Here is a 25,565-nt window from a genome sequence, read left to right on the forward strand (position 1 = left end):
AGAAATACCGGAAGTCCCCCTGGAGAGTACAGGGTAGATAGGGGTAAGGTGAAGGTACAGTAATGTACAGAGCTGATACTTACTAATCGGACGAAAGCTTAACCAGGAAGGTAAGAAGAGAGTTTTGAGTGTTTGGATACAGTGTTCGGTTTTGAGGGTACAGTCCTTAGAAAGTCAGTCTCTGCAGCAGAGTGGAAAAAGCGAAGCTTTTTTCAGGAACGAGCAGGGCAAGTTTTTTTCCTCGATAGCTCAATGGTAGAGCACTCGGCTGTTAACCGAGTTGTTGTAGGTTCGAGCCCTACTCGGGGAGTTAGGGAAAGCCCGTAAACATCAGTGTTTGCGGGTTTTTTATTAGAGAAAATCAGATAGAAAGATAGAATATTGGAATTCATACGATTGTTAACCGAAAGAAAAGACAGCAATTGACTGTTAACCTGACTTCGGATGAATTCCTGAGCGTTTTTTGGGATGATAACAGGCTGATATCTTCGGTGACCATAACAATTTACTTTGGAGCGGTATTGGATGGTAGAGAAGAAATTTGGAGAGGCAAAGTTGGTAGAGCACTCGGCTGTTAAGCGAGTTATTGTAGATTCCAGTTCTGCGCGGGGAGGTAAGTGTCAAAGAGATGACGCCTGGGAAAGCCCGTAAACATCAGCGTTTGCAGTTTTTTTAAACGAAAGAAACGGTATATAAAAACAAAAAGGAAAGAAGCGTTTTATCGAAAGACGGGCGCTTTTTTATTGTCTGAATTGGATAAAGCAGTACAAGATATCTGTGAACTATTCCGGATAGCTTTTCCACAGGGGGCGAGGGTCTATGCGTTGATGACGGTGTTAAAAGGTGTGGCTGAGATCGAGGATGAGGATCAGGCGGGAATAATTTCCCCTGAATGGGAAAATCAGGATAACTATAATTGGGAAATATGCTATACTGTAAGAGGAAGTTTTGAAAGATCAGGAGGGTTTTTGGTGGATTAGAATGCGGTATAGAGACATAAAACCAAAAAGAAGGGGGTACGTACATGCTGAGTTATTTAACGAGGGGGAATATATGGGCTGGGTGATATCTGAGAGTATATTCAGTTTTTTAGAGATGTTTATATCGTACTTTTTTGCCAGTGGTATTTTCCGAAGAAAGATAAAAGGAAGTAAAACAATATATGTGATGATCTTGTTCTCGGTTTTTGGGACAGTCCTTTTAACATTGCGAGAGTATGCATTTGCATGGATTCCTGATTTTGTACCGGCAGTGTTCGTTTTTACACTATATGCCATTGTTATGTGCCAGACAAAATGGTGGAAGGCTGTGTCCTGGGCTTTGGTCAATTAGTTGTTCATTGGCATCCTTTCGGTTACCACCGATTATGTGTTGAGTATGTAGACAATTATTGGCAGAAATGCTCGCAATGTTCACAGTATTTGCATTATTTGTTTTGACTGGATGTGCAGCAACCGTCGAGGGAGATGGTACACAGATATTGTCCGGACTGAATAATAGAATCACAGAAACGGTATTGGAAAACGATGAGTCCGGAGGTACTGTTGAGGCAGCCGATGTGGCAATAGAGCAGACCTTTTATGGCTCTTTTTCAAAACCTGGAGTACAGGAAGTGCTTGTGGTATGCAAAATCTTAAACACACCGCATACCGGCGGACTTGGCAGGAGAGCAATCATCATTTTAGAGGTTGATTCAATGGACATAGTGGCATATGACGAGATCCCTATAGAATCGGGAGAATTGTGCGGGGAAAAACTGTATGTCGCCCTGACCAACAAACGGGAAGATATAAAAAAGCTGTTACATGAGCAGGAAAAGAGACTGTATCAACTGGAATGCGATATATCAAATCTGAAAAATGGGAAGCCCATTATGTCATATTTAGATGATATTGATGTGGAATTCATGGAGGTTCCAATGATGTGTCTGCTTTCTGTCCGCAAGATGGTGCAAGAGGATAATTTTTCCGATGAATACAGCGTCTGTTTTGGAAAGTTATCAGACAGGATAAGAAAAGAAAATTTAACCATGGCAAATCCTCCAATGGTCTTATTCCACAGCAATGCATTCAGCCCGTTTGGTTTAGATACGGAATTTGCTGTCCCCATTGAGAAATATGTAACCGGAACAAGAGATTTCAGGGCGGGGTTATGTCTGAAAACGGTTGTAAAGGGGCGTTATTCAATGTTATCTTCTGTATATGCAAAGCAGACAAAATGGGCAGAACAGAACGGGTACGAATGTACCGGTGCATTGTTTGAAGTGTATGTGACAGACCCTTCTCAAGTTGCGGAGGAGGATGAACTGATTACTGAAGTCTATTATCCAATTAGAAAGATATGAAACGGAGGTCAACTAAGTAGCATGAAACAGGACCAGACAGCGTCTTTAGAAATCAAAATAGAAAAAGAGTATGGCAATATAGCCGGAATTATTGTACTGAAAGATGATGCTGCTGTTTACGAAAATTATTTTAATCAGTGTTCAGAAAGCGACCTCATTCATGTTTTTTCAGTAACAAAAAGCGTCATTTCCATGTTGTTCGGAATTGCCATGGATAAAGGCTGCATCAAAAACCTTGATGAAAGAGTAATTGATTTTTTCCGGATTATCAAATCAGCAAAAGGGAAAAAACAATACAGCATATTACAATCCGCAATCTGCTTACAATGACCGCCCCCTATAAGTATAGATTTAACCCTTATCCCAAATATTTTTCCAGTGAGGACTGGGTAATATCCTCTCTTGACTTTTTGGGTGGAAACGGAAAAATTGGAAAATTCAAATATGCGCCCATAATCGGAATTGATATTTTATCCGGGATACTTATTAAGGCTACAGGGAAATCCGTTTTAAAATTTGCGCAGGAACTCCTTTTTTCTCCGTTGGAAATTTCTGCTGACAAAAATATATATTTTCAAAGCAAAGAAGAACAACTGGATTTTTATAAATCAAAAGGTGCAAATGGATGGGTTGCCGACCCAAACGGAACGAATACGGCTGGCTGGGGATTATCCCTTACAACTAAGGATATGGCAAAGTTAGGACAGCTATATTTGAATGAGGGATATTGGAACGGCAGACAGATGATTTCCGATAAATGGATTGCCGAGAGTACGCTGGTACAAAGCGTGTGGAAAGCACGCCATTTAAAGTACGGATATTTGTGGTGGATTATAGATGAGGCAGAACATTCGTATGCGGCTCTGGGTGACGGTGGAAATGTGATATATGTCAATCCGAAAGACAGAATTGTGGTTGCTGTCTCCTCTTTATTCCCGCGAGCAATGAGTCAAGTGGGCATGCTTGCATGCACATTTGACGAATGCCGCGAGGGTCAAATACCCCGCTGCTCTGAAGCGGGGTATTTGATTGTTCCAGGAGTTAAGGACAGGATAGATTTCATCAAAAGAGAGGTTGAACCCCTGTTTAAGTAAAATTAAGTATATGATAACCAGATAGTCGCAGACTTTATATGGCGAACCTGACGGCGGTTTTGAAATAACAATCAAAGCCGCCATTTTTATGTGTCAGGGAAGCTTGGGCATGTCAAACCTCCGGGATGGTTCCTGTGATATTATTTCTTTCGGTAACCGGAAGGTTATAAAAGACACGATTGCAATAATATTTCGTATGTGATAGAATAACGTCAGATTTTAAGGAGAAAGAGAAGTTATATTGCAATAATTTAACGAATTCAACGGAAAAGCTGAGGGGAGAATAAAATGCGTAATACTAGGCTGGCAGATATCGCAAAACGAACAGGGTATTCTATTAATACTGTCTCACATGCTCTGAGAAATAAACCGGATGTCTCTGAGAAGACAAAGCGCCATATCCTGCAGGTAGCTGAGGAGATGGGGTATATTGAAAATGCGGCGGCCAGCTATCTGCGCTCCGGAAGAAGTAAGAGCATTGCAATTATTGTAGGTGATATCTCCAACCCTCATTTTGCGATTATGACCAAAGAGATGGAAGCGTGCCTGAGAACCTTTGGATACAGTGCGTTTGTGCTGAATACAGATGAGGATGAGGAGCTGGAAAAAAGGGCGATTATGATGTCGATCGCGAAAAACGTTGATGGAATTATTATGTGTCCGGTTCAGAAAACACATGATAATATTGATTTTATCAGCAATGTTCATCACATTCCCTGCGTTTTGATCGGACGGCGGTTCGAGGACAGGAATCTCAGCTATGTAATCTGTGACGATGTGAACGGAGGATATGTGGCGGCTGAACATCTGCTGAAATACAATCACAGAAATATTCTTTTTATCAATGCGCCTTCTCATGTCTCCAGCTCCCGTGACAGGGAAGCGGGTGTGAAGAAAGCTTTTGAAGCCTACGGCGTAGATCCGGGGCTGCTGAAAATCTGTGAGATTACACTTATGAACAATGCGGAAGAAATTGTGGAACTGCTGAAAAAGAACAGTGATGTAACAGGCATTTTGTGTTTCAGCGATTATATTGCACTTCAAATATGTCATTTCTTAAAGTCTCTGGGTAAAAGGGTTCCGGAGGACGTTTCCATAGTCGGCTTCGATGACATTGTGTCAAAATTTTATCTTCCGCTGATGCTTACATCAGTTACTTCATCAAAGACCAAAATGTCGGTAAACGCGGTGAATATGCTGATGAATCTGATTGAGCAGCCGCAGAGTAAGTCGGAGCAATATGTTCTGGCCACGAAGCTGGTGGAACGGGAAAGTACAATCTGGCTGAACCGACAGGATGACAGCATCCCGGCTCTCAAAGGAATGCGTTAAATCTTATCTGGTAAATTTCACTCATTTATTTTGGAGAAAATATTTTGAAGAAACAGGATGAAAGACTTGACAGAGAGGGAAAAATGTGAGATATTTTCATTAACGTTAATATTGTTCAGATTGATATACAATTTCAGGCGGTTTATTTCAGGGCATGCCTTTGGGGAAGGGAATTGAGAGGAAGAGTACAGTGAACAGGATTATCAACGGTGAAGTTGGAGAATTTTATCAGTGGACGGACGAAGAAGGAAATGTGATGAATGTCAGCGACGGCGGGATGATTTATGTAGATGGCAGGTATTACTGGTATGGCCAGAAGCTGAGAGCGCTTCCTTATGCAGGGGAAGGCAGGGGCGGACAGACCACTGTTGAAGGTGTGGTGATGTATTCTTCCGCGGACTTATATCATTGGAGATATGAGAGAGTGGTTCTGGCATGTTCCGAAGATCCGGACAGTCTCTGCTTTGGGCCCATGAGGTTTGAACGTCCCAAAATTGTGTTCAACCGGAAGACAGGGCAGTATGTGCTCTGGTGTCATTATGTGAAGTATCCCGGCGATCATGGGGAGCAACCGGGAACGGCGGAAGCGGCGGTGGCAGTCTGTGATAAGGTAAACGGAGAATACAGACTTTTAAAGGTCTGCAGGCCTGTTGATGACAGGGGACTGGTACGGGATTCCACGGTTTTTCAGGATATTGACGGTACGGCGTATTTTCTGTATGACAGACAGGTGGGGCAGGACAGGTGCCTGTATATTGTAAAGCTTACGGATGACTATCTGGGATTTTCCGGGGAGTATACAAGAATAGAGGCAGCTTACTGGAGAGAAGCGCCGTGCCTTGTATTGTATGACGGATATTATTATATGATTACTTCCGGCCTGTCAGGATGGGCGCCCAATCAGGCTGTCTATTTCAGAACCGGAGATTTGATGGGCGAATGGGAGAATATGGGGGACCCATGTGAGGACGACCTGTGTGGTACCACTTATGGGGCGCAGGGAACTTACATTTTCAGAGTGGAGAATACGGATTTGTGTATTTTTATGGCGGAGAGACATAATACTGACGACTTTGAAAAATGTTCCTATGTGTGGCTGCCGATCTGTTTTGGGGCGGACCATACATTGAAGCTGACTTACAGGAGAGAGTGGCAGCAGGAAGATTACCGGTAGAACCGGATGGCAGTCGTACAGCGATTTATGACAAAACTGGAACAGGGAGGAAAGGGTATGGAGAGAGCATTTTCGGTAATACAGTTCGGAGCCACAGGAAATGGTGAGACGCCTGACACAAAAGCGATTCAGAGCGCCATTGACGCCTGCCATGAAAATGGGGGCGGAACAGTGTATTTCCCCCCGGGGAATTATGTGTCGGCGGGGCTGACGCTGAAGAGTAATGTGACGCTGGAGCTGGAGGCCGGGGCGACGCTGCTGAAGAAAACGGAGCCCGGTGAAAACGTTTTCCTGCAGGGGGAAAGAATTGAAAATGTAACGATTAAGGGAAGAGGTGCTATCGACGGCAGACTCATTCCCGGCAGAGGTGTGTTTACCCTGGTAATCCGCAATTCAGGGAATATCCGGATGGAGCAGGTGAAGGTGCTGAATTCTTCGGACTGGGCGTTGACTTTTAACGGCTGTTCTCATGTGAAGCTGCTGGGAATCAGCATAATTGACGGTCGTAAGGACAGTATTGATCTGGTCTGCTGCCAGAATGTGCAGATAGACGGCGTCTATATCAAGGGAAGCGGCGATGACTGTATCTGTATTAAAAATGAGAGCGAAGGGCATCGCTATGACACCAGACCGGACTGCGGTTTCCTGAGCGAGAATATTGTGGTATCCAACACGGTGATTGAAGATACCACACATCCTGCGTTTAAAATCGGCACAGGTACAGCGGGTATATTCCGGAATATTATTGTACATGACTGTATCTTCAGAAACTTTAACTCCGTCTGCTGCATTCAGCTGATGCGTCCGACCATGAAGGAGACGCCGGATCGGGTGATTGAGAATGTGCGGATGTCAAACATTTTCGCCGAAGGCTGTAATTGCCTGGTGGACATTACCCAGGTGGATGTGGCCGGACCCATCATCAGAAACATATCACTTGAGAATATCCGGCTGGAAAGTGTGAAAAGGGTTTCCCGTATTATGGGATACGCCGGAGCGCCCATTGAAAATGTCTCGCTGAAAGGAATTTCCTTTGCCGGACAGGTACTGACATCGGAGAATCCCCTGTTGAAAATGGAATATGTCAATAGAGCCGTTGTCAGCGAATGGAGCGTGGAAGGGGAATATAGTCCGGTGATTTCCCTGAAAAACTGTAAAGAGGTTCTGACAGATAAGATACTGAGCAGTCAGAAGGCTCCGCTGCTCAAGGTGGAGGGAAGTGACTCGGAGAGGATTGTTCTGGATACCGGGTGTCTGGCAACTGCGCCGGAGGCAGTGATTGCGGCGGAGGATGTGCCGGAGAGGGCTGTACTGCCGGAGGTTGCAGGCCCGGAGTATTCGTTTGTGGAAGGAGAGCTCTCTGTTTTGGCAGGAAGCGGATTCAACGGGAAACTGATGGTGAAAAACAAGGGGGCGGAAGGCTGGTTCAGACGACAGGTTACTGTAAACGGACGGCCCGCTGCCCTGGCTGAGAGCTGGCTCTACAGGGGGGAGACGAAGGAGATTCCCTTTACCACCTGCCCTTTGTATGAGACGGGAAAATGCAGGGTCAGCGTGGAAGGGCAGGAATGGGAGACCGAGGTCATACAGACACCCGGGAAGCTGTGGATAGACCCTTCCGTGGAAGTCAGGGAAGAAGCGGCGGGATTTGCATTTCTTCTCCGGGCACAGAATCTGGGCGGGACGAAGCTGACAGAGGCACTGTATCTGAAAAAGAATGATGTGGTGCTGGATGAAGCAGCCTTTGCTCTGATGCCGGGAGAAGAGAAGGAGATTTGCCTGCGTTCAAAGTGTCCCCATACAGAAGGAGACAGATATCAGATTCCCGGATATCTGGACTGGAATTTCCGACTTGCCGCAAACACCTGTTCAAAATATGAGATGGAGGGAAACCGGATCAGCATTACGGCGGGAGGAAAGCTGTATTCAGATACTGGGGAGCTGGAATATTTAAGGATTTTCGAGTATGCCGCCATGTATCAAAGGACAGAGGGGGATTTTGAGGCCACTGTCCGGGTAATGTCCCAGGATTTTACCGGCCAGTACGCGTCGGCGGGTCTGCTCATCTGCAATAACATGTCCAGGGCGGAAGAGGACAGAAGTCTGGTCGTCATGACCATGGCTCCCAAGTACGGCGCCATGGGAATCTGGAGAGCAGACGAAGACGGGGATGGAGAGACGGAGATGCAGACCTGTCTGTCCGCCAATTACGGTTACTGGCTCCGGATTGTAAAACGGGGAAATGTCTTCCGGGCATATTACAGCAGTGACTATGAGAACTGGAAGATGGATCCGAACATTGCCAGGGTAACAGCGGCGGAGAAGACACAGGATGTGGCAGTTTTCTCCTATGCCAACAGTGTGAGAAATGAGGTTTGCAGGGCAGTATTTCAGGATTTTACCATTCGGAAGCTGTAACAGGGAATACGGCTCCTGAAAAGGAAGAGGGGAAGAAACTATGTGGGAGGGAAAATCGGAGCAGGCAAATTATATTTTGAGATACTATCTGCCCTGCGCTCCTCTGTTCGATGAGGAAACCATCCGGAATCGTATGGAGGGACTGCCGGAATTCTGCGTCAGGTATCAGATTCCAGCCGTCATGCTGTATGTGGATTTGAATCCCTGCTGGTACTATCTTCCTGACACCCCGGAACACACAGCTTATTATGTGGAGGTGGTGAGGCAGCTGGCCGTACGCCTTAGAGAAAAGGGCATATCCTACCAGCTGAATTACCAGAATCTGTTCGGAGCCACGGACGGTGCCGCGGATCTGCGGAATGTATACCGATGGGAAATGTACGTGGACGAGAAGGGAATGGAATCCGGAGGAGTCGCCTGCATGGCGGGGGAGAAGTTCCGTGAAACTGCGGGGAAAAAGCTGCGGATGTGGGCGGCTACCAGGCCGGACGTCATCTGGATAGACGATGATATGCGATTTCACAATCACGGGACGGCGGTGAAAGCCCGATGGCAGGGAAAGCATTCGGGGAGGAAGACGGATTATGGGTGCTTTTGTCCGAGACATATGGCCATGTACAATGCCAGGATGCATACTTCCTACACCCGGGAAGAGCTGGTGACAGAAATCCTGGAAGGCAGTGCCAGAGCTGACTGGATGGCGTTTACCGGGGAGTGTATGACAGAAACGGCCCGTTGGGTGGAGCATATCATTCATGAGGTCTCGCCGGAGACCGGAATTGCCATTATGACTTCCACACCGGATGTACACAGCGTGGAGGGACGCCACTGGGGAGATTTTCTGGAAAGCTTAAGCGGAAAGGATATGCCGCTTCTCAGACCCTATTTCGGACCCTACAGCGAGTCGGCGCCGAAGGATTTTTTCACTTCTTATCTGATGTTTGAACAGTTGAAAGTCAATGTGGCCGGTCAGTACCGAAAAGAATTCGCCTTTTACCCGGAGATCGAGAACACCCGTTTTACCAGATGGTCCAAATCTCTGGCGGCCACCGGGTATCAGATTATGCTGGCGGCATTTCTGGGAAGTGCGGGAATCACCCTGAGCCTTTATGACCTGGAAGGCTGTGTGTTGGCCGAGGAGCCGGAATACGGAGAGCTGCTGATGAAGCTTGCCCCCTTTGTCCGGACCATGCGAAGCTGGGGGCTCTGGGAGTGGCAGAGTGACGGAATTGCGCTGGTGACGGCGCCGGAGCGGGCCGGAAGTCCCTGGAATATGAAAAAGGTCAGAGAAATGGATGAGCTGGCACAGGGAAGAATGTGGGATACGGTGCTGGTAAGATGCGGCATTGCCTGCAGGTATGTGACGCCGGAACATTTGGAAGAGACTGCCTGTGTGGCGCTGGATGCCTGTACGGCTGCGTTATTGAGGGACGAAGAGATTCGACTTGTACTGACGAAGGGCGTATTGCTGGATGCGGGGGCCGCCGGGATTTTGATAAGGAGAGGCTTCGGAGCCTGCCTGGGGGCGGAGGTCGGAGAGTCTGTGGAATGCGTCAGTGCCAGCGAACTGCTGTGTACCATGCGGCATCAGGACAACAGTCCTGTACGTGTTCCTTCCCGGATAGACGGTGGAAAGTGGAGCCATCTTCTCCTGAAAGGGGCGGAGGAGCTCAGCCGTCTGATGACGCCCGGGGGAAGGGAATATCCGGGCTTTACGGAATTCCGGAATTCACTGGGAGGCAGAGTAGTCATTTATGCGGGCAACGGAGCGGTGGGAGACGGATTTTACACAAATTACCGGGTGAGACTTTTAAAAGGAATCTGCGGACGGCTTTCCGGAGGCAGCAGTGTGACTGTGGACAATGGGTCTTACATGCTTTTATGTGTAAAGAAGAGGAAGAATGAGATGGCTTTGTTTGCGGCAAATCTGACTGCGGACAGGGTGGATGAGATGATGATACGCGTACCTGGTAAAGTGAAATCTGCCAGCCTGACAGATGGAAACGGCACAGGCGGGGAACTGGAGGTTGCCGGAAATGAGATTCGCTGCAGGGGCCTGAACCTTGGGCTTTATGAGGGGGCAGTGATACGGCTGCAACGTTAAAAAAGCAGTCCCCTTAAATGTGCATGCTTTTTAAGTTTAAAGAAGTGTCAGAAGCACCACGCCGATAAACGGCAGTTTTCCGGCACTTTTTTAAAATTACGGAGACTGTCACAAAAATCCATACAAAAATAAAAAATAATATTGACAGACATTAACGTTAATGGTACAATTGGCAATAGAACACGGCAATAAATGTAACCAATAATGTATGGAGGGAAAGAAATGAGAGAACGCACGAAGAAACTTATGAGCCTGCTCTGCGTAGCCGCATTGTGTGTCGGTATGTTTGCCGGGTGCGGGGGGGTGATTCTCCTCGGGACAGTGTAGCATCCGACTCGTCACAGGAGAGCAGCGGCCAGGGGAGTGGCAGCTCGTCCGATGGGTCAGACACACCGGATGCGGCACAGTCTGCACCGGAAGAATTTACGTATCCCATGGAGCATGTGAAGCTGACAATCAACTACGGCGATGAGGAGAAAAGCTGGGGCAGCCTTACCGCGGAGGAAGCATTTTCCGATCCTGAAAAGTATCTGATGGGGGGCATAGGGGTACTCTCTCAGGGTTCCGGCGCTTATATTGAGAGCAATGGAATACATTCTGACAGCCGTAGTGAAGAATTCATGTATATGCTGATTTCCCGCGACCTGCCGGATATTATAGTAAATTGCTTTAATAAGTCCTATAAGGGCGGTCCTGCGGCGGCGATTGATGAAGGTTACATTATTGATTTGAATGAGCACCCTGAATGGATGCCTAATTACCTGGCCTATCTGGAGGAGAATCCGGATATCAGGAGTCAGGTGACCACAGATGATGGGAGAATCTGGTGCTTTGCGAATGTGGAAGACACGGAATATGGAATGCAGGACAGAGGACTGGTGCTGCGTAAGGATATTCTGGATGAGCTGCAGATGGAGGTACCCGTCACCATAGATGAGTTTGAAGCGGTGCTGAGAGCAGTGAAGGCGAAGTATCCGAATATGATTCCCTTTTCCTCAGAGATGCGCTGGCTGTATCAGCAGGCGATGCTTTCCAGCATCAGCAATGCTTATCAGTGCTCTTATCCCTTTTACTGCGTGGATGGGAAAAATGTGCAGTTTGCCATGTATGAGGATAGCTATAAAGAATTCCTGCAGCGCATGAACCAATGGTGGACGGATGGTCTGATTGATCCCGATTTCCCCAGCGCCAGCAAAGGTGATGTCCGCGGCAAGCTGGCCAAAGGCGAACTGTTTGCCGCACATCAGCAGGCGGGCAACTCTGCCACGTCCGTGAAAAGCTGTGAAATCGAAGGGGCGGAATTTACAGCGATTCCCGCGTTGAAAATGAAAGAGAGCGATCTTGTGTTTAATTATATGACCACAGGAATAAAGACTCTCTATACATTTAATTTTTCTGTTTCCGCAACCTGTGATAACGTGGAGGCGGCCATGAGATTCTGTGACTATGGCTATACGGAAGAAGGACAGACTTTATATAATTTCGGCGTGGAAGGCTTAAGCTACACCAGAGACGCCCAGGGCAATATTCAGCTTTTGCCCGAGGATGAGCGCTGGAAGGATGAGAAGGGAAACGGACTGGCAAAACGTACCTGCTGGGCAGGCGAAGTCATAGGTCAGGGGCTGTACATGGATGAGATACAGAAAGAATTTGCAGATGTCTATATCGGGTATGATGCCTGCGCGGGAGCGGAAACTCCCATGAATGATGAAGAGTCCGCTGCCTACGGCAATTATTTTGCAGATTTGGATACCTATTGCCAGGAGAAGGTGATCGGACTGGTTCTGGGGACGGAAAGCTTTGACAACTGGGAAACGATTAAGGCTACCTGCAGAGACACTTATCATGCAGATGAAGTGCTGGCGGCTGTTCAGTCGGCTTACACAAGAAATATAAACCAGAACTAAGCAGATGCTGACGAGAAAGGGAGGGAGGCTTTCCCTCCCTTTCTCCATAGAGAACTTTCAGAGAAACGGAGAAGGCGGCAAAACGAAGCTGCGGAAGGAGTGAGCAGATGAAAGGAATTATGCTGGATTGTTCCAGAAACGGTGTGATGAAAACAGAGACCATTGAGCGTTATGCCGGTATCATGGCGAAGATGGGCTATGACACATTAATGCTCTATACGGAAGAGACTTATGAGGTGGACAACGAGCCTTTCTTTGGCTATATGAGAGGCAGATATACAAAAGAGGAGCTGAAGAGGCTGGATGGAATTCTGGCAGGTTATGGAGTGGAGCTGGTGCCCTGCATTCAGACTCTGGCCCACCTGAAATGTATGTTCAGATGGGACGAATACCAGGATATCCGCGACTGCGACGACATCCTGCTGATTGACGAGGAGAGGACTTATCAGCTGCTGGAGAGGATGTTTTCCACACTGCGGCAGTGCGTTTCCACCACAAAAATTCATGTCGGGATGGATGAAGCGCACAATGTCGGCCTGGGAAAATATCTGGAGCGGCATGGATATGAGGATCGCTTTCAGCTGATTTGCAGGCACCTGAACAAAGTCTGTGAGCTGGCTGCCAGGTATGGCTTCGAGCCCATGATCTGGAGCGACATGTTCTGTAAACTGGCGCTGAATACCGCAGATTATTATCAGGGCGGAAGTATCAATACAGAATGGCTGAAGGAGAAGGTACAGCTGCCGGAGAATGTGTCCTTTGTGTACTGGGATTATTATACCACAGACAGACAGCGCTATACCAATATGATAGAGCTGAACAGGGCTTTTGGAAGAAAGGTGATTTTCGCGGGCGGAGCCTGGACATGGAAAGGCTTTGCACCGGACAATGAATTCAGCATGAACGCCACAAAGGAGGCTTTGCAGGCATGCAGAGAGGGCGGCGTTGAAGACTGGTTTCTGACCGCCTGGGGAGACGACGGGGATGAGTGCTCTAAATTCGCCGTGCTTCCCGCGCTGATGTATGCCGCGGAGATAGACAGGGGAACGGAGGATATGAGTATCATTAAGGAACATTTCCGGGAGATTGTGGGGGCGGATTTCGATACTTTTATGCTGCTGGACAGACTGAACATCGACAGAGGAAATACCGGAAGCTTCTGTAAGTATCTGCTTTATGTGGATGTGTTTATGGGGTTTGAGGAGCCGCGGCACAGTGGGCGTGAGTATGGCGGGTATTATGCACAGCTGGCGGAAGTGCTTCACAATGCGGAGGGCAAGGGAGAGTATGCGTACCTCTTTGACTCTTACGAGGCGCTTTGCAGAGCGCTTGTGGTTAAGAGTGAGCTGGGCAGGAAGACCAGAACCTGCTACCGGGAGAATGACACGGACGGGCTGAAAAAGCTGGCAGAAGAGGATTATGTGCAGGCGATTGAAGCCGTCAGGGCCTTTCACAGAGCCTGTCGGAAGATGTGGATGACAGAGAAGAAACCTCATGGATTCGATGTGCAGGATATCCGGCTGGGCGGACTGATGCAGAGACTGGAAAGCTGTAAAGAACGGCTTGAGGAATATCTGAGAGGAGAAAGCGCTTCCATTCCTGAGCTGGAGGAGGAGCTCCTGCAGGTGAAGGTTAAGAGGCCATGGCGTTATATTTCGACCTGCAATGTAATATCGGACTGATGGTGTGCGTCGGTGTAACGGGTCAGGGAACTGTCTGAACCGTTACATACTGCGGAAGGGAATAAAGGAGCTGACAATATGGAATTGATTAAGATTGGATTTATCGGATTAGGCGGCCGCGGCCTGTCCCTGTTGAGAGAGGTGGTTCTGAGACAGGGCGAACAGGTGACGGCTGTCTGTGATGTGTACGAGGACAGAGCACAGGCCGGAGCGGAGGCAGTTGTGAACGCCGGACAGCAGAAACCTGCGGTTTATGCCGATTACCGGGAGGTAATCAGGGATGAAAATGTGAATACTGTCATTATCGCCACAGCGTGGGAAAGCCATGTGGAAATCGCTCTGGACGCCATGTATGCAGGTAAGGCCACGGCCATGGAAGTGGGCGGCGCCTATGAACTGAGGCACTGCTTTGCGCTGGTGGAGGCTTATGAGAAGACAGGCACACCCTTTATGCTTCTGGAAAACTGCTGCTTTGGCAGACGGGAGCTGATGGCGCTGAATATGGTCAGGAAAGGCCTGTTCGGCCAGGTGGTACACTGTGCGGGGGGCTATCACCATGACCTGCGAAGTGAGATTGCCTGGGGAAAGGAGAACCGCCATTACAGGCTCCGCAATTATCTGAGCAGAAATTGTGAAAATTATCCCACCCACGAACTGGGTCCTATTGCCAAAGTGCTGGATATCAATCATGGGAACCGGATGCTGACGCTTTCCTCCACAGCCTCCAAAGCGGCAGGACTGCGCGACTATATTCTGACACAGAAAAAAGATGACGAAATCCTGAAAAACAGTACGTTTGCGCAGGGAGACATTGTAACTACCGTCATTAAATGCGCCCGGGGCGAGACAATTACGCTCACACTGGACACTACTCTGCCGCGGTATTATTCCCGGGGATTTACGGTCAGGGGAACGAAGGGAATGTACGAAGAGGCTACGGATTCTGTGTTCCTGGACCGGGAAGAGGATCTCGCTCACGATTTTGACTGGAGGAAGCATTGTGTCGGCAATGCCGAAAATTACCAGGAGGAGTATGATCATCCCATCTGGAAAGCGTACATCAAAGAAGGGGTCAGAGGCGGGCATGACGGAATGGACTGGCTGGAATTCCAGTTTTTCTTCCGCAGTCTCCGGGAAGAGAAGCCAATGCCTGTGGATGTGTACGATGCAGCAGGCTGGATGGCCGTTACCGCACTCTCGGAGATGTCCATAGCAAAAGGCGGCGCGGTGGTGGCTTTCCCTGATTTTACAGGCGGGAAATGGCATATGGCTCCCGGCTTGTGAGACGGTATCTGCCCGGGCAGATGCGGAACGGGAACAGGAGGGGCTTATGACTGGCAGTATTTTTCATCTGCAGCGATTTTCTCTTTTTGACGGACCTGGCGTCAGGACGGTGGTATTTTTGAAGGGCTGTCCGCTGCAGTGTGTGTGGTGCCATAATCCGGAAGGATTTTCAGCTGCGCCGCAGATAATGTATGACGCCGCCCGGTGCATTGGGTGCGGAGACTGCGCCGGAGTCTGCAAAAACGGCGCTCATGCTTTTACACAGGGGGTGCATGTGTACGACAGAAGTCTGTGCACCGGCTGCGGGACCTGTGCGGCTGTCTGCTGTACCCAGGCGCTGTCACTTGTGGGCAGACAGCTGTCTGTGGAAGAGGTTATGGCGGAAGTCATGAAAGATGCGCCGCTTTATCGGGAAAGCGGCGGCGGTGTGACGCTTTCCGGGGGAGAACCGCTGTTGCAGGCGGACTTTGCCATAGCGCTTTTAAAGGAGTGTAAGAAACAGGGGCTGACCAGCTGTGTGGAAACCTGCGGCATGGTGGATGCAGATAAGCTTATGCAGGCTGCCCGGTTTACGGATTTGTTTTATTTTGACTACAAGGCCACAGGGGAGGAAATGCACAGGAAGCTCTGCGGCGGACCTCAGACGCCTGTATTGGAGAACCTTGCCAGGCTGGAGGCCATACAGGCCAGGGTGGTCCTGCGCTGTCCCATGGTGCCGGGGGCGAATCTGTGCCCGGAACATATTCTGGGTATCGCTGAGACAGCGGGGAAATATACCTGTATTCATGAAGTACAGCTGGAACCCTTTCACAGGCTGGGCCTTGGCAAGGCGGGGAAGCTGGGAATCGAGGGCATGTATGACACCGCGCCCCCTGCCCGGGCGGAGATAGAGCATTATTGTGAGAAAATCACTGGTATTTGCGGCAAAAGATGTATCGTAAGCTGACTTTGCAATATGTCTGAAAAGAAAACGGTACAGAGCAGACCCTGATTTATCGGGAAAAACAAGGAGAAGACAGATGAGAGATTACACGAGCACAGAGGAAAGAATTGTGCTTTCCTCCCGCATGGCTGCAGTAAAAAAGGAAATCAGCCAAAGGCTGCGGGTATTCACCTATCGGGAAAAGACCTGGTGCTGCCCGGTGGAAGTGGACAACATGACGAATCCGTTTCTGGCCGAGTTCACGGAGCATCCGGATGCGCCCTATGTCATCAATCTTGCCAACAGTATTGTGCGTTCCTGGATGGAAACCCCGTTTGTGATATTTGAAAACGAAGCTGTTGTAGGCATCACCCGTCCTCAATATGCCATGATAGAGCATTTCAGCCTGGGCATTCGCGGTGCCGAAAGCGTGCTGGAGGATCCCGACAGGGAACAGGCTGAAGCGCTTTACCGCAGGCTGGCTCCGCTGACAAAGCGTCACATTGCGGAGGAGGGGGAGCGCACTGTCGGCAGGACAGAATTCGAGGCGCTGGAAAAGGACGCGCTTTTTCATGCGGGCGGTTACCAGGGGCACACTGTGCCCGACTATTCCAGGCTGCTGGAAAACGGACTGGACGGCATGCTGGCGCTGATAGACAGATACGCTGCCGAAAATGTCAGAGATCAGGAGAGCGCGGATTTCTATGAGGCAAATCGCATCATTATCCGGGGAATGTCGCGTTGGCTGGAAACATACGCCGAGAAGGCCGCACAGCTCGCCGAAAGCGGGCAGGCCACCGATGTCCAGAGGAGATATTATCGGGAAATAGCGGAAAACTGTGGGTATGTGGCGCACAGAAAGCCCCGGAAGCTGTATCAGGCGGTGCAGCTGATATGGTGTCTGTCTCTCTGGGACTGGGTGGACTGTATGGGGCGTATGGACCAGTACCTTTATCCTTTCTATCAGAGGTCGAAAGAAGAGGGCGACATTATTTCAACCGAGGATTCGATGGTCTCCATTGTCTTCAAAATCTGGGAAAACGGCTCCCACAATGTAACACTCTCCGGACAGAAGCCGGACGGTACTGATGCTTCCAATGAGCTGTCCTATCTGCTGCTGCAGATATTGCGTGAGATTCATGATACGCATCCCCGCATGTCAGTGCGCGTACATAAAAATTCGCCAGGAGAAATGCTGGCCCTTGCGGTGCAGCTTTGGTCGGAGGGCATGTCTGACCCCACGGTTGTAAGCGATGAAACGGTAATAAAAGGCCTTATGCAGATCGGCACGCCTCTGGAGGATGCACTGGATTACACGATGCTGGGCTGTCAGGAGATAGAGATACCGGGAAAGAGCAACTTTGGCTGTGAGGATGGACAGTTTAATCTGGCCAAGCTTTTCGAGTATGCCATGAACGGAGGCATGAGCACTTCAAATCCCGCTGTCAGGGTTGGCCCGGACACCGGAAGGTTTGAAGATTTTACATGCTTTGAGGATTTCTTTTCAGCATTTCAGACACAGCTTCAGCATTTTGTCAGAATATTCTGCCATTTGTGCGACAGCGGGCAGGAGGTACGCGCGGCCAATTTTGCCAAGCTGGTCAAAACGCCCTTCACGGAAGGATGCCTGGAAAAAGGAAAGCCCCATGACGCCGGCGGTCCCATATATAATTACGGCGTTGTGGAAACCGCGGGTCTTGCGGCAGCGGCGGATTCCTTTACGGCAGTGAAAAGGCTGGTCTTTCAGGAGGGGAAAATATCCAGGCAGAGACTGATCTCCGCGTTGGCCGCCAACTTTGAGGGGTACGAAAAGGAACGGCAGATGCTTTTGAATATGGCCCCCAAATTCGGCAATGATGACCAGGAGGCCGACGCCATGGCAGCGCGGGTGCTGGATTTATTCTGGAGCGAATGCGGAAAGTACAGGTCCATCCGGGGGGATGTCTACACAGGAGCCTGTTCGCTGCTGGCCGGTGGCATCGGCTTCGGCAAAAAGACAGGAGCGCTTCCCGACGGGCGGTTTGCGGGTGAACCGCTGGGCAACAGCATAGGCCCCCGCCCCGGTGCGGATAAAAACGGAGTGTCAGCCATGCTGAACTCGGTGGCAAAGCTGCCGCTTGAAAAAGGGGTAGGCGGTACCACTTTAAATGTTGTGCTGACCACCAGAATGCTGTCCGACCCCACGCTGCGCACGCATATTGCCTCGACAATACGCACCTACCTTCTGGGCGGCGGGCAGATGGCACAGATTACCACGGCGAATCTGGAGGATTTGCTGGATGCGAAAGCACACCCGGAGCGCCATGGAGATCTGATCGTGCGCATCGGCGGCTTCAGCGTTCAGTTTGTGCAGCTTGACGAGAGCGCGCAGAATGAGATTATCAGCCGTTATAACTGAAGTACAGCCGTTTTGGCGGGAGCATGAGGGGGGAAATATGAGCTATTTTCATTAACGTTAATGCACGGTGCCATGACGCATGAGAGATTATTGATATGGAGGTGTTGTATGAATCAGGTTTTGCTTGACTATATTACTTCTCATAAACATCACGAATTTAGAAAAGAGTTTACCGAGATTAACGACATAAGCGAGGAATACAGGCGCCAGGGGCTTTCCCCGAAGGAAAGGATGACGAGACGGTTTGAGCTTTTGACCACGCTGGAAACTCCGATATTCCTGCCGGAGGAAAGAATCTGCTATATGAGGACGGTAAAAAATATGCCGGACTGCTTTACGAAGGAAGAATGGGCCCAAATCAGAAGGGAGCATTTTATCCATGAAAAGGGCTATCTGTCCAATCTTTCTCCAAATTATGAGAAAGCAATCCGCAGGGGGCTTATGTCGCTGAGGGACGAGGCGGACGAATATGGGAAGAGAATGATAGATGCTGTCTTTAGCCTTTCCGACAGATATTGCCGGGAAGCGGAAAAACAGGGCAGGAAGGAAACAGCAGAGGCGCTGGCTCACATTCCCCGTCAGGGTGCGCGCAACTTTTTCGAAGCACTTCAGTTTTTCAGAATCCTGCATTTCAGCCTGTGGCTGGAGGGAAATTATCATGTCACAGTGGGACGTTTTGATCAGTATATGTACCCTTATCTGAAGGCGGATATGGAGAAGGGAATCTATACGGAGGAGACAGCGCTGGAGCTGCTGGAGGACTTTTTTATCTCCTTTAATAAGGACAGTGACCTGTATGTGGGTGTACAGCAGGGAGATAATGGCCAGAGCATGGTTCTGGGAGGAACGGATGAAGAGAAGGAGGCGCGATTCAATCTGCTTTCAGCGCTGTGTCTGCGCGCCAGCAGAGAACTGATGCTGATTGACCCGAAGATTAATCTCCGTGTGAACAGGGACACACCGCTTGAGGTGTTTGAATTGGGCAGTGAACTGACCAAAGCGGGGCTGGGGTTTCCGCAATACTCCAATGACGATGTGGTGATCGACGGACTTTTAAAGCTGGGGTATGAACCGGAGGATGCGCGCAATTATGTGGTGGCGGCCTGCTGGGAGTTTATCATACCATACAATGGCGCCGATGTGGCCAATATCGGAGCGCTTTCCTTTCCAATGGTGATTGACAGCTGCCTGCATGAGGATCTGTACAGAAGCGAAACCTTTGAAGAATTTTTGGAGGCTGTCCGAAAAAGGATTGTGTATGAGTGCGATCAGATCTGTGATAAGATAAAGGATATCTGGTTTGTGCCGTCACCGCTTATGAATGTGATGATGGATGGAGGAATCTATGACGGAGGGAAATATAACAATTTCGGCCTGCACGGCACGGGAATTGCAACGGCGGTGGATTCTCTTGCAGCCATCCGGAAGTATGTCTATGAGGAGAAGCGTATCTCCAGGGAAGAACTGATTCAGGCGGTAGATACCAATTATGAGAATCATCCGACGCTGCTTGCGCTGCTGAGGAATGAGGCGCCGAAGCTGGGAAATGATGAAGAGTCCACAAACGAACTTCTGGAGAGGCTTCTGGGAATGTTCTCGGATGCGCTGGAGGGCCGGGTCAACTGCAGGGGAGGAAAGTACAGAGCAGGTACGGGAACGGCGATGTATTATCTCTGGCACGCCAATGAGATGGGGGCTTCGCCGGATGGGCGGAGGAAGGGAGAACCCTTCGGCACGAATTTCTCCCCCAGCCTCATGACAAAGATAAAAGGCCCCTTTTCGGTGATCAAATCTTTTTCCCGGCCGGATTTTACCAGGGCTGTCAACGGAGGACCGCTCACCCTGGAATTCGCCGCTTCCATGTTCCATGGGGAGGATGACGTGAAAAAGATTGCGGCCCTGGTAAAAGCCTATATTACCATGGGCGGGCATCAGCTGCAGCTGAATGCGGTGGACACAGAAAAAATGAAGGATGCGCAGCTGCACCCGGAGAATTACAGGCAGCTGGTGGTCAGAATATGGGGATGGAGCGCATATTTTGTAGAGTTGGACAGAGATTTTCAGGATCATGTGATAATGCGTCAGCAGTATAATGTATAAAGGCGGACAGGGAAATGGAAGGAACTATATTTGATATAAAAGAATTTTCCATTCATGACGGGCCGGGTATGAGGGTCACTGTCTTTATGAAGGGCTGTCCGCTGAGATGTATATGGTGCCATAACCCTGAGGGACTAAAGCCCCGGGCGCAGCTTCTCTACAGGAAGAATCTGTGTACCCATTGCGGCAACTGTCTCTTACCCTGCGGGCACAGCGAGTGCAGGCCCTGGAAGCGGTGCATTCACGCGTGCGCCAACGGCTGCCTTGCTGTCTCGGGTCAGCGTGTTACGGAAAAGGAAACGGCGGAGATGGTCATTCAGTACAACGACTTTTTTAATCTGTCTCAGGGCGGTGTGACCATTTCAGGGGGAGAACCTCTGCTGCAGGCTGATTTTGTCTGTGCCCTGGCAAAAAGGCTGGGCGGCATGCACAAAGCCATACAGACAAGCGGCTATGCAGAGGAGGAAACCTATCAGAAAGTTACAGACCATTTTGACCTGATCATGCAGGATATCAAACTGGCTGACCCTGAGATGCACCGAAAGTATGCCGGCGTGGATAATGAGCTGATTTTACGCAATATTGCGTATTTAAAAAGGAGCGGGAAACAGTTTGTCTTCCGTGTGCCGCTGATTCCCGGGATTACGGATACAGACGAAAATCTGATTCAGATATCGAAGATTGCAGGAGACAATCCTGTAGAGCTGTTGAAATATAATCCTCTGGCCGGGGCAAAATATGATATGCTGGGGATGCGGTTTTCACTGGGAGAGGTCAGGAACAGAGAGGAAAGGTTTGAGCGCTTTTTCCGGAATGCGGTATTGGTAGAATGAGACAACAGTTCCTGCAGAACACTGAATGGTGCGGACACGGTACAGTGCGCGGAAAGGAGCCCATATGAAACTGGTACCTGAGATGAGGACAATATCCGGTGGGGATCCGGCCGGGAGAGTGCGGGTGAAGGAGGAAGCCTTTTCCCACGGAGTCAGTGCTGTCTATATAAAAGCCCTCTCCGGGGAGCCGCTGGATCCTGACTTCGGCATAAAAGTGGACATTGAGCCGGAGGGTGAGATAGAAATGTGTATGGCAGTATTCCGGCTGACGGAATACTGGTGTGCCCCCTGCTTTGCAAAAGCATTTTCCGAGGTGCCGGATGAGACACAGGGCCTGATTTACAAGAAAAAGGACGGCATTTACGGGGTGATTCTTCCGGTGGTGGGAGAGCAGTATAAATGCGTGCTGAAGGGGACGGACACAGGGCTGTGCGCAAGGGTGTTCAGCTGGTATGACAGGCTGCTTTCCTGCGACGAGCTGATTTTTGTGTATGCCGAGGGAGAGAATCCTTTTCAACTGTCAGAACTTTGCTTCAGCAGGGCCGTAAAGCTTCTGGGCAACCGATGCAGGCTGCGCAGGGAGCGGGTTTATCCGGAGATATTTGAGTATCTGGGATGGTGTACCTGGGACGCCATGCAGATAAGGGTCTGTGAGGATGGCGTGTTGGACAAGTGCCGGGAGTTTCAGGAGAAGGAGATTCCGGTAAAATGGGTGATTCTGGATGATATGTGGGCCCATGTGAAGGATTTTGAGGGCGAAGCGTACGATTCCTTCAGACAGATGGTGGATTTGATGCATCGCAGCAGTCTGTATTCCCATGAGGCGGATCCTGTCAGATTTCCGGAGGGTCTCTCCCACACCATCGACAGAATTAAGGAATTCCATATGGCTGTTGGCATCTGGCATCCCACCACAGGGTACTGGCGGGGAATCGAAAAGGGAAGTCCGGCCTGGCATACGTTTAAAGACTATCTGACAGAGACAGAGGACGGCAGGTACATTCATGACTATAAGCCCGAAAAGGCATATCTGTTCTATAAGACATTTCATGATTTCCTGCGAAGCTGTGGGGCAGATTTCGTCAAGATTGACAACCAGACCATGACCAGACGATTCTATCGGGGGCTTGCGCCGGTGGGAGAGGCGGCCAGAGGATTTCACAGCGGGATGGAAGCCTCTGTGGGAGAGCATTTCGGCAGTACAGTGATCAACTGCATGGGGACAGGCAGCGAGGATATGTGGAATCGCAGCATGAGCCCCATTGTCAGATGCAGCGACGATTTCCTGCCGGAAAACAGAGAGTGGTTCACAAAGCATATTCTGCAGTGCACCTTTAACTCTGTGATTCAGGGGCAGCTGTATTACTGTGACTACGATATGTGGTGGACAGATGATGAGCAGGCGGTGAAGAACAGTGTGCTGCGTGCGGTGAGCGGCGGTCCGATCTATGTCAGCGATCAGCTGGGACGCAGCAGGAGGGAGATTCTGGAGCCTCTTATCCTGTCGGACGGCAGAATCCTGCGCTGTGACAGGCCGGGAATGCCCTCCGGAGACTGTCTGCTCTCTGACCCCACGGTGAGCGGCAGGATTTTCAAGGTTCAGAATCAGACCGGCGACAGCGGTGTGATTGCAGTCTTCAATCTGAACGGAGATGGCGGAAGGGTGAACGGAACCGTTTCTCCGTCAGATGTGGAGGGGCTTGCCGAAGGGACTTATGCGGTATATGAGCATTTTTCCGGAGCGTGCAGAATTCTGGGATATCGGGAATCCATGGAGGTTGTGCTGGAGAATATAGATGAATACAGACTCTACATTCTGGCACCGGTTAAGGACGGCTTCGGAGTAATCGGCCGAACGGATAAATTCATATCTCCTGCCGCGGTGGAAGCGGTGGCGGGACGTCAGATTCTCCTGAGAGAGGAAGGCCCCTTCGCCTGGGTGGAAGATGGGGCGTTAAAGAGACGGAACTGAAAACAGTCATGAAGCCCTGTATTCCCAACAATTACGGGTACTGGCTCCGGATTGTGAAACGGGGGAATGTCTTCCAGGCCTGTTACAGCAGGGATAAGAAGAACTGGACAAGCAACCCGAATATCGCTCATGTGACGGCGGCGGAAGAGACACAGGTGATACTTGAGAATGGATAGAACGGGATGGAACTAAAATCAGCAGTCCTTCGGAACAATGCCGGAAGAATTTACGGACGAGAAGCGGCCGGGAATTCTTCCCTGAGGGGGCATTGTTCCGGAGGCAGCGGAACTGGAATAAGAGGGAAACGTACTTGCCTCTGTCGGCAGGCGGGAAGGAGGGTATGAGAACAAGCCTGAGAAAAGAGTCTGGAAAGTCTTCGTACATGGATATGACGGACAGGTACAGACAGAGTGCAAAGAGGAAGGTACACAGGTGATACTTGAGAATGGATAGAACGGGATAGAACTAAAATCAGCAGTCCTTCGGAACAATGCCCGGAAGAATTTACGGACGAGAAGCGGCCGGGAATTCTTCCCTGAGGGGGCATTGTTCTGGAGGCAGCGGAACTGGAATAAGGAAGTACACAGGTGATACATGAGAATGGATAGAACGGGATGGAACTAAAATCAGCAGTCCTTCGGAACAATGCCGGAAGAATTTACGGACGAGAAGCGGCCGGGAATTCTTCCCTGAGGGGGCATTGTTCCGGAGGCAGCGGAACTGGAATAGGAGGAAAAATTATGTTTTCAGAAAATGGAAGAAAAGTAAAAATTGCAGTGGTAGGACTCGGCGGACGCGGACGCGGCTGGGTGGAGACTTTCCTGAAGATGAAGGATGCGGATGTAATCGGCATCTGTGATATCAGAGAAGACCGGATTCAGGAGACTCTGAAGATTTATCAGGAACTTGGAGTTACCTGTGACGTGATGACTACAACGGACTATAATGAATTGTATCAGAATCCGGAAATCGAGGCAGTGGTCAACGCGACTTCCTGGCAGGTGCATCACAGGGTGACAATTGCAGCTCTGGAGGCGGGAAAGCATGTGGGACTGGAAGTAGGCGGTGCGAACTCTGTCCAGGAGTGCTGGGATATGGTCCGCGCGGCGGAGCGTTCGGGGAAATTCTGTATGCCCATGGCAAATGTCTGCTATGGCAGAGAGGAGATGACGCTGATCAATATGACCAGAAAGGGCATGTTCGGCCAGGTGGTGCACTGCGAAGGCGGTTACGGGCATGACAGACGGCCGCAGATTGGCTGGGGGGATGAGCTGGGACATTATCGTCAGCTGAACTTTACCAAAAGAAACGGGGAACTGTATCCCATGCATGCCATCGGCTATATCTCTAAAATACTGGGTATCAACAGAGGAAACAGAATGCTTTCACTGATTTCCGTTTCTTCCAAAGCGGCGGGACAGCATGAGTGGTATCTGGAGCATCGTCCGGACACCCCCTTTGCGAACCAGCAGATAAATCAGGGAGATATCGTCAATACGGTGATTCGTCTGGCCAACGGAGAGACCGTGATGCTGACCCATGACTGTACGCTGCCCAGGCCTTATTCCCGGTCAGGACGCGTACAGGGGACGAAAGGACTCTGGATGGAGGATAAGGGTCAGTATTATCTGGAGGGGGCAAAGGCTTTTGAGGGGGAAGAACGTGCCTGCTGGCATGATTTCGAGGAAGCCATGTCCGAATATGAGCCGAAGATGTGGAAGGAATTCAGGGCATCCGGAAAGAGCGGCACCCACGGCGGTATGGATTATCTGGTGGGCAGGGCATTTGTGGATACACTGCAGAAGAATGCAATCCCTCCTGTGGACGTCTATGACGCGGCGCTGTGGACGGCAATCACCTGTCTGAGTGAAGATTCCGTTTCCACCGGAGGATTTGTGGCGGTGCCCGATTTCACAAACGGAAGATGGATGGACAGAGGAGAGGACGTCTGCACCACAGCGTTTTCACTGGACCGGGAGGTATAAGTGAGCCGAGGAGGAT

19 protein-coding genes, 1 tRNA gene and 1 rRNA gene are annotated in these 25,565 nt (G+C 49.9%); all 21 read left to right on the forward strand.

From position 1 onward, the window contains the following. A 23S ribosomal RNA gene (locus NSB25_RS23780) occupies positions 1–106 on the forward strand; the annotation flags it as partial. A 132-nt stretch (positions 107–238) separates the two neighbouring features. Further along, positions 239–310 (forward strand) — tRNA-Asn (locus tag NSB25_RS23785). A 433-nt stretch (positions 311–743) separates the two neighbouring features. Next, positions 744–980: a hypothetical protein gene (locus NSB25_RS23790; protein ID WP_172455266.1), complete on the forward strand. Its 237-nt coding sequence runs from the start codon at positions 744–746 to the stop codon at positions 978–980. After that, a complete protein-coding gene (locus NSB25_RS23795; RefSeq protein ID WP_146040172.1) occupies positions 949–1,332 on the forward strand; it encodes a hypothetical protein in 384 nt (127 codons plus the stop codon). The genes NSB25_RS23790 and NSB25_RS23795 overlap by 32 nt, the downstream gene beginning before the upstream one ends. A gap of 76 nt (positions 1,333–1,408) precedes the next feature. Then, positions 1,409–2,344, forward strand: coding sequence for a GyrI-like domain-containing protein (locus tag NSB25_RS23800; protein WP_257479320.1), 936 nt, complete (start codon positions 1,409–1,411; stop codon positions 2,342–2,344). A gap of 21 nt (positions 2,345–2,365) precedes the next feature. Further along, positions 2,366–2,674, forward strand: a complete 309-nt coding sequence (locus NSB25_RS29300; protein ID WP_306817693.1) for a hypothetical protein — start codon at positions 2,366–2,368, stop codon at positions 2,672–2,674. Then, positions 2,671–3,438 (forward strand): serine hydrolase domain-containing protein, encoded by a 768-nt coding sequence (locus tag NSB25_RS29305; RefSeq protein ID WP_306817694.1) that lies wholly within the window; start codon positions 2,671–2,673, stop codon positions 3,436–3,438. The genes NSB25_RS29300 and NSB25_RS29305 overlap by 4 nt, the downstream gene beginning before the upstream one ends. 288 nt (positions 3,439–3,726) lie before the next feature. Beyond that, positions 3,727–4,770 carry a LacI family DNA-binding transcriptional regulator gene (locus tag NSB25_RS23810; protein WP_103241941.1) on the forward strand — a complete coding sequence of 348 codons (1,044 nt, stop codon included), beginning with the start codon at positions 3,727–3,729 and terminating at the stop codon, positions 4,768–4,770. Positions 4,771–4,960: 190 nt separating this feature from the next. Beyond that, positions 4,961–5,944, forward strand: a complete 984-nt coding sequence (locus NSB25_RS23815; RefSeq protein WP_172455265.1) for a family 43 glycosylhydrolase — start codon at positions 4,961–4,963, stop codon at positions 5,942–5,944. A 57-nt stretch (positions 5,945–6,001) separates the two neighbouring features. Next, the gene (locus tag NSB25_RS23820; RefSeq protein WP_172455264.1) at positions 6,002–8,362 is read left to right on the forward strand and encodes a glycosyl hydrolase family 28-related protein; all 2,361 of its coding nucleotides are present in this window, start codon (positions 6,002–6,004) and stop codon (positions 8,360–8,362) included. Positions 8,363–8,402: 40 nt separating this feature from the next. Then, positions 8,403–10,466 (forward strand): hypothetical protein, encoded by a 2,064-nt coding sequence (locus NSB25_RS23825; protein ID WP_103241938.1) that lies wholly within the window; start codon positions 8,403–8,405, stop codon positions 10,464–10,466. Positions 10,467–10,900: 434 nt separating this feature from the next. Beyond that, complete coding sequence (locus tag NSB25_RS23830; RefSeq protein ID WP_103241937.1) at positions 10,901–12,373, forward strand: extracellular solute-binding protein; 1,473 nt, start codon at positions 10,901–10,903, stop codon at positions 12,371–12,373. A 107-nt stretch (positions 12,374–12,480) separates the two neighbouring features. Next, on the forward strand, positions 12,481–14,055 hold the full coding sequence (locus NSB25_RS23835; RefSeq protein ID WP_103241936.1) for a beta-N-acetylhexosaminidase: 1,575 nt from the start codon (positions 12,481–12,483) through the stop codon (positions 14,053–14,055). A gap of 78 nt (positions 14,056–14,133) precedes the next feature. Next, positions 14,134–15,339, forward strand: coding sequence for a Gfo/Idh/MocA family protein (locus NSB25_RS23840; protein ID WP_103241935.1), 1,206 nt, complete (start codon positions 14,134–14,136; stop codon positions 15,337–15,339). A 46-nt stretch (positions 15,340–15,385) separates the two neighbouring features. After that, positions 15,386–16,285, forward strand: a complete 900-nt coding sequence (locus NSB25_RS23845; protein WP_103241934.1) for a glycyl-radical enzyme activating protein — start codon at positions 15,386–15,388, stop codon at positions 16,283–16,285. Between the two features lie 73 nt (positions 16,286–16,358). After that, positions 16,359–18,659: a pyruvate formate lyase family protein gene (locus NSB25_RS23850; RefSeq protein ID WP_103241933.1), complete on the forward strand. Its 2,301-nt coding sequence runs from the start codon at positions 16,359–16,361 to the stop codon at positions 18,657–18,659. A gap of 108 nt (positions 18,660–18,767) precedes the next feature. Further along, positions 18,768–20,759 carry a pyruvate formate lyase family protein gene (locus NSB25_RS23855; RefSeq protein WP_103241932.1) on the forward strand — a complete coding sequence of 664 codons (1,992 nt, stop codon included), beginning with the start codon at positions 18,768–18,770 and terminating at the stop codon, positions 20,757–20,759. A gap of 14 nt (positions 20,760–20,773) precedes the next feature. After that, positions 20,774–21,592: a glycyl-radical enzyme activating protein gene (locus NSB25_RS23860; RefSeq protein WP_103241931.1), complete on the forward strand. Its 819-nt coding sequence runs from the start codon at positions 20,774–20,776 to the stop codon at positions 21,590–21,592. A gap of 64 nt (positions 21,593–21,656) precedes the next feature. Then, positions 21,657–23,564 (forward strand): Sip1-related alpha-galactosidase, encoded by a 1,908-nt coding sequence (locus NSB25_RS23865; RefSeq protein WP_172455263.1) that lies wholly within the window; start codon positions 21,657–21,659, stop codon positions 23,562–23,564. A gap of 8 nt (positions 23,565–23,572) precedes the next feature. Continuing rightward, complete coding sequence (locus NSB25_RS23870) at positions 23,573–23,740, forward strand: DUF1349 domain-containing protein (RefSeq protein WP_146040171.1); 168 nt, start codon at positions 23,573–23,575, stop codon at positions 23,738–23,740. A 564-nt stretch (positions 23,741–24,304) separates the two neighbouring features. Continuing rightward, positions 24,305–25,549: a Gfo/Idh/MocA family protein gene (locus NSB25_RS23875; protein ID WP_103241944.1), complete on the forward strand. Its 1,245-nt coding sequence runs from the start codon at positions 24,305–24,307 to the stop codon at positions 25,547–25,549. Positions 25,550–25,565 lie beyond the last annotated feature (16 nt).

Origin of the sequence: Acetatifactor muris, assembly GCF_024623325.1 — a bacterium.
Classification (GTDB): domain Bacteria; phylum Bacillota; class Clostridia; order Lachnospirales; family Lachnospiraceae; genus Acetatifactor; species Acetatifactor muris.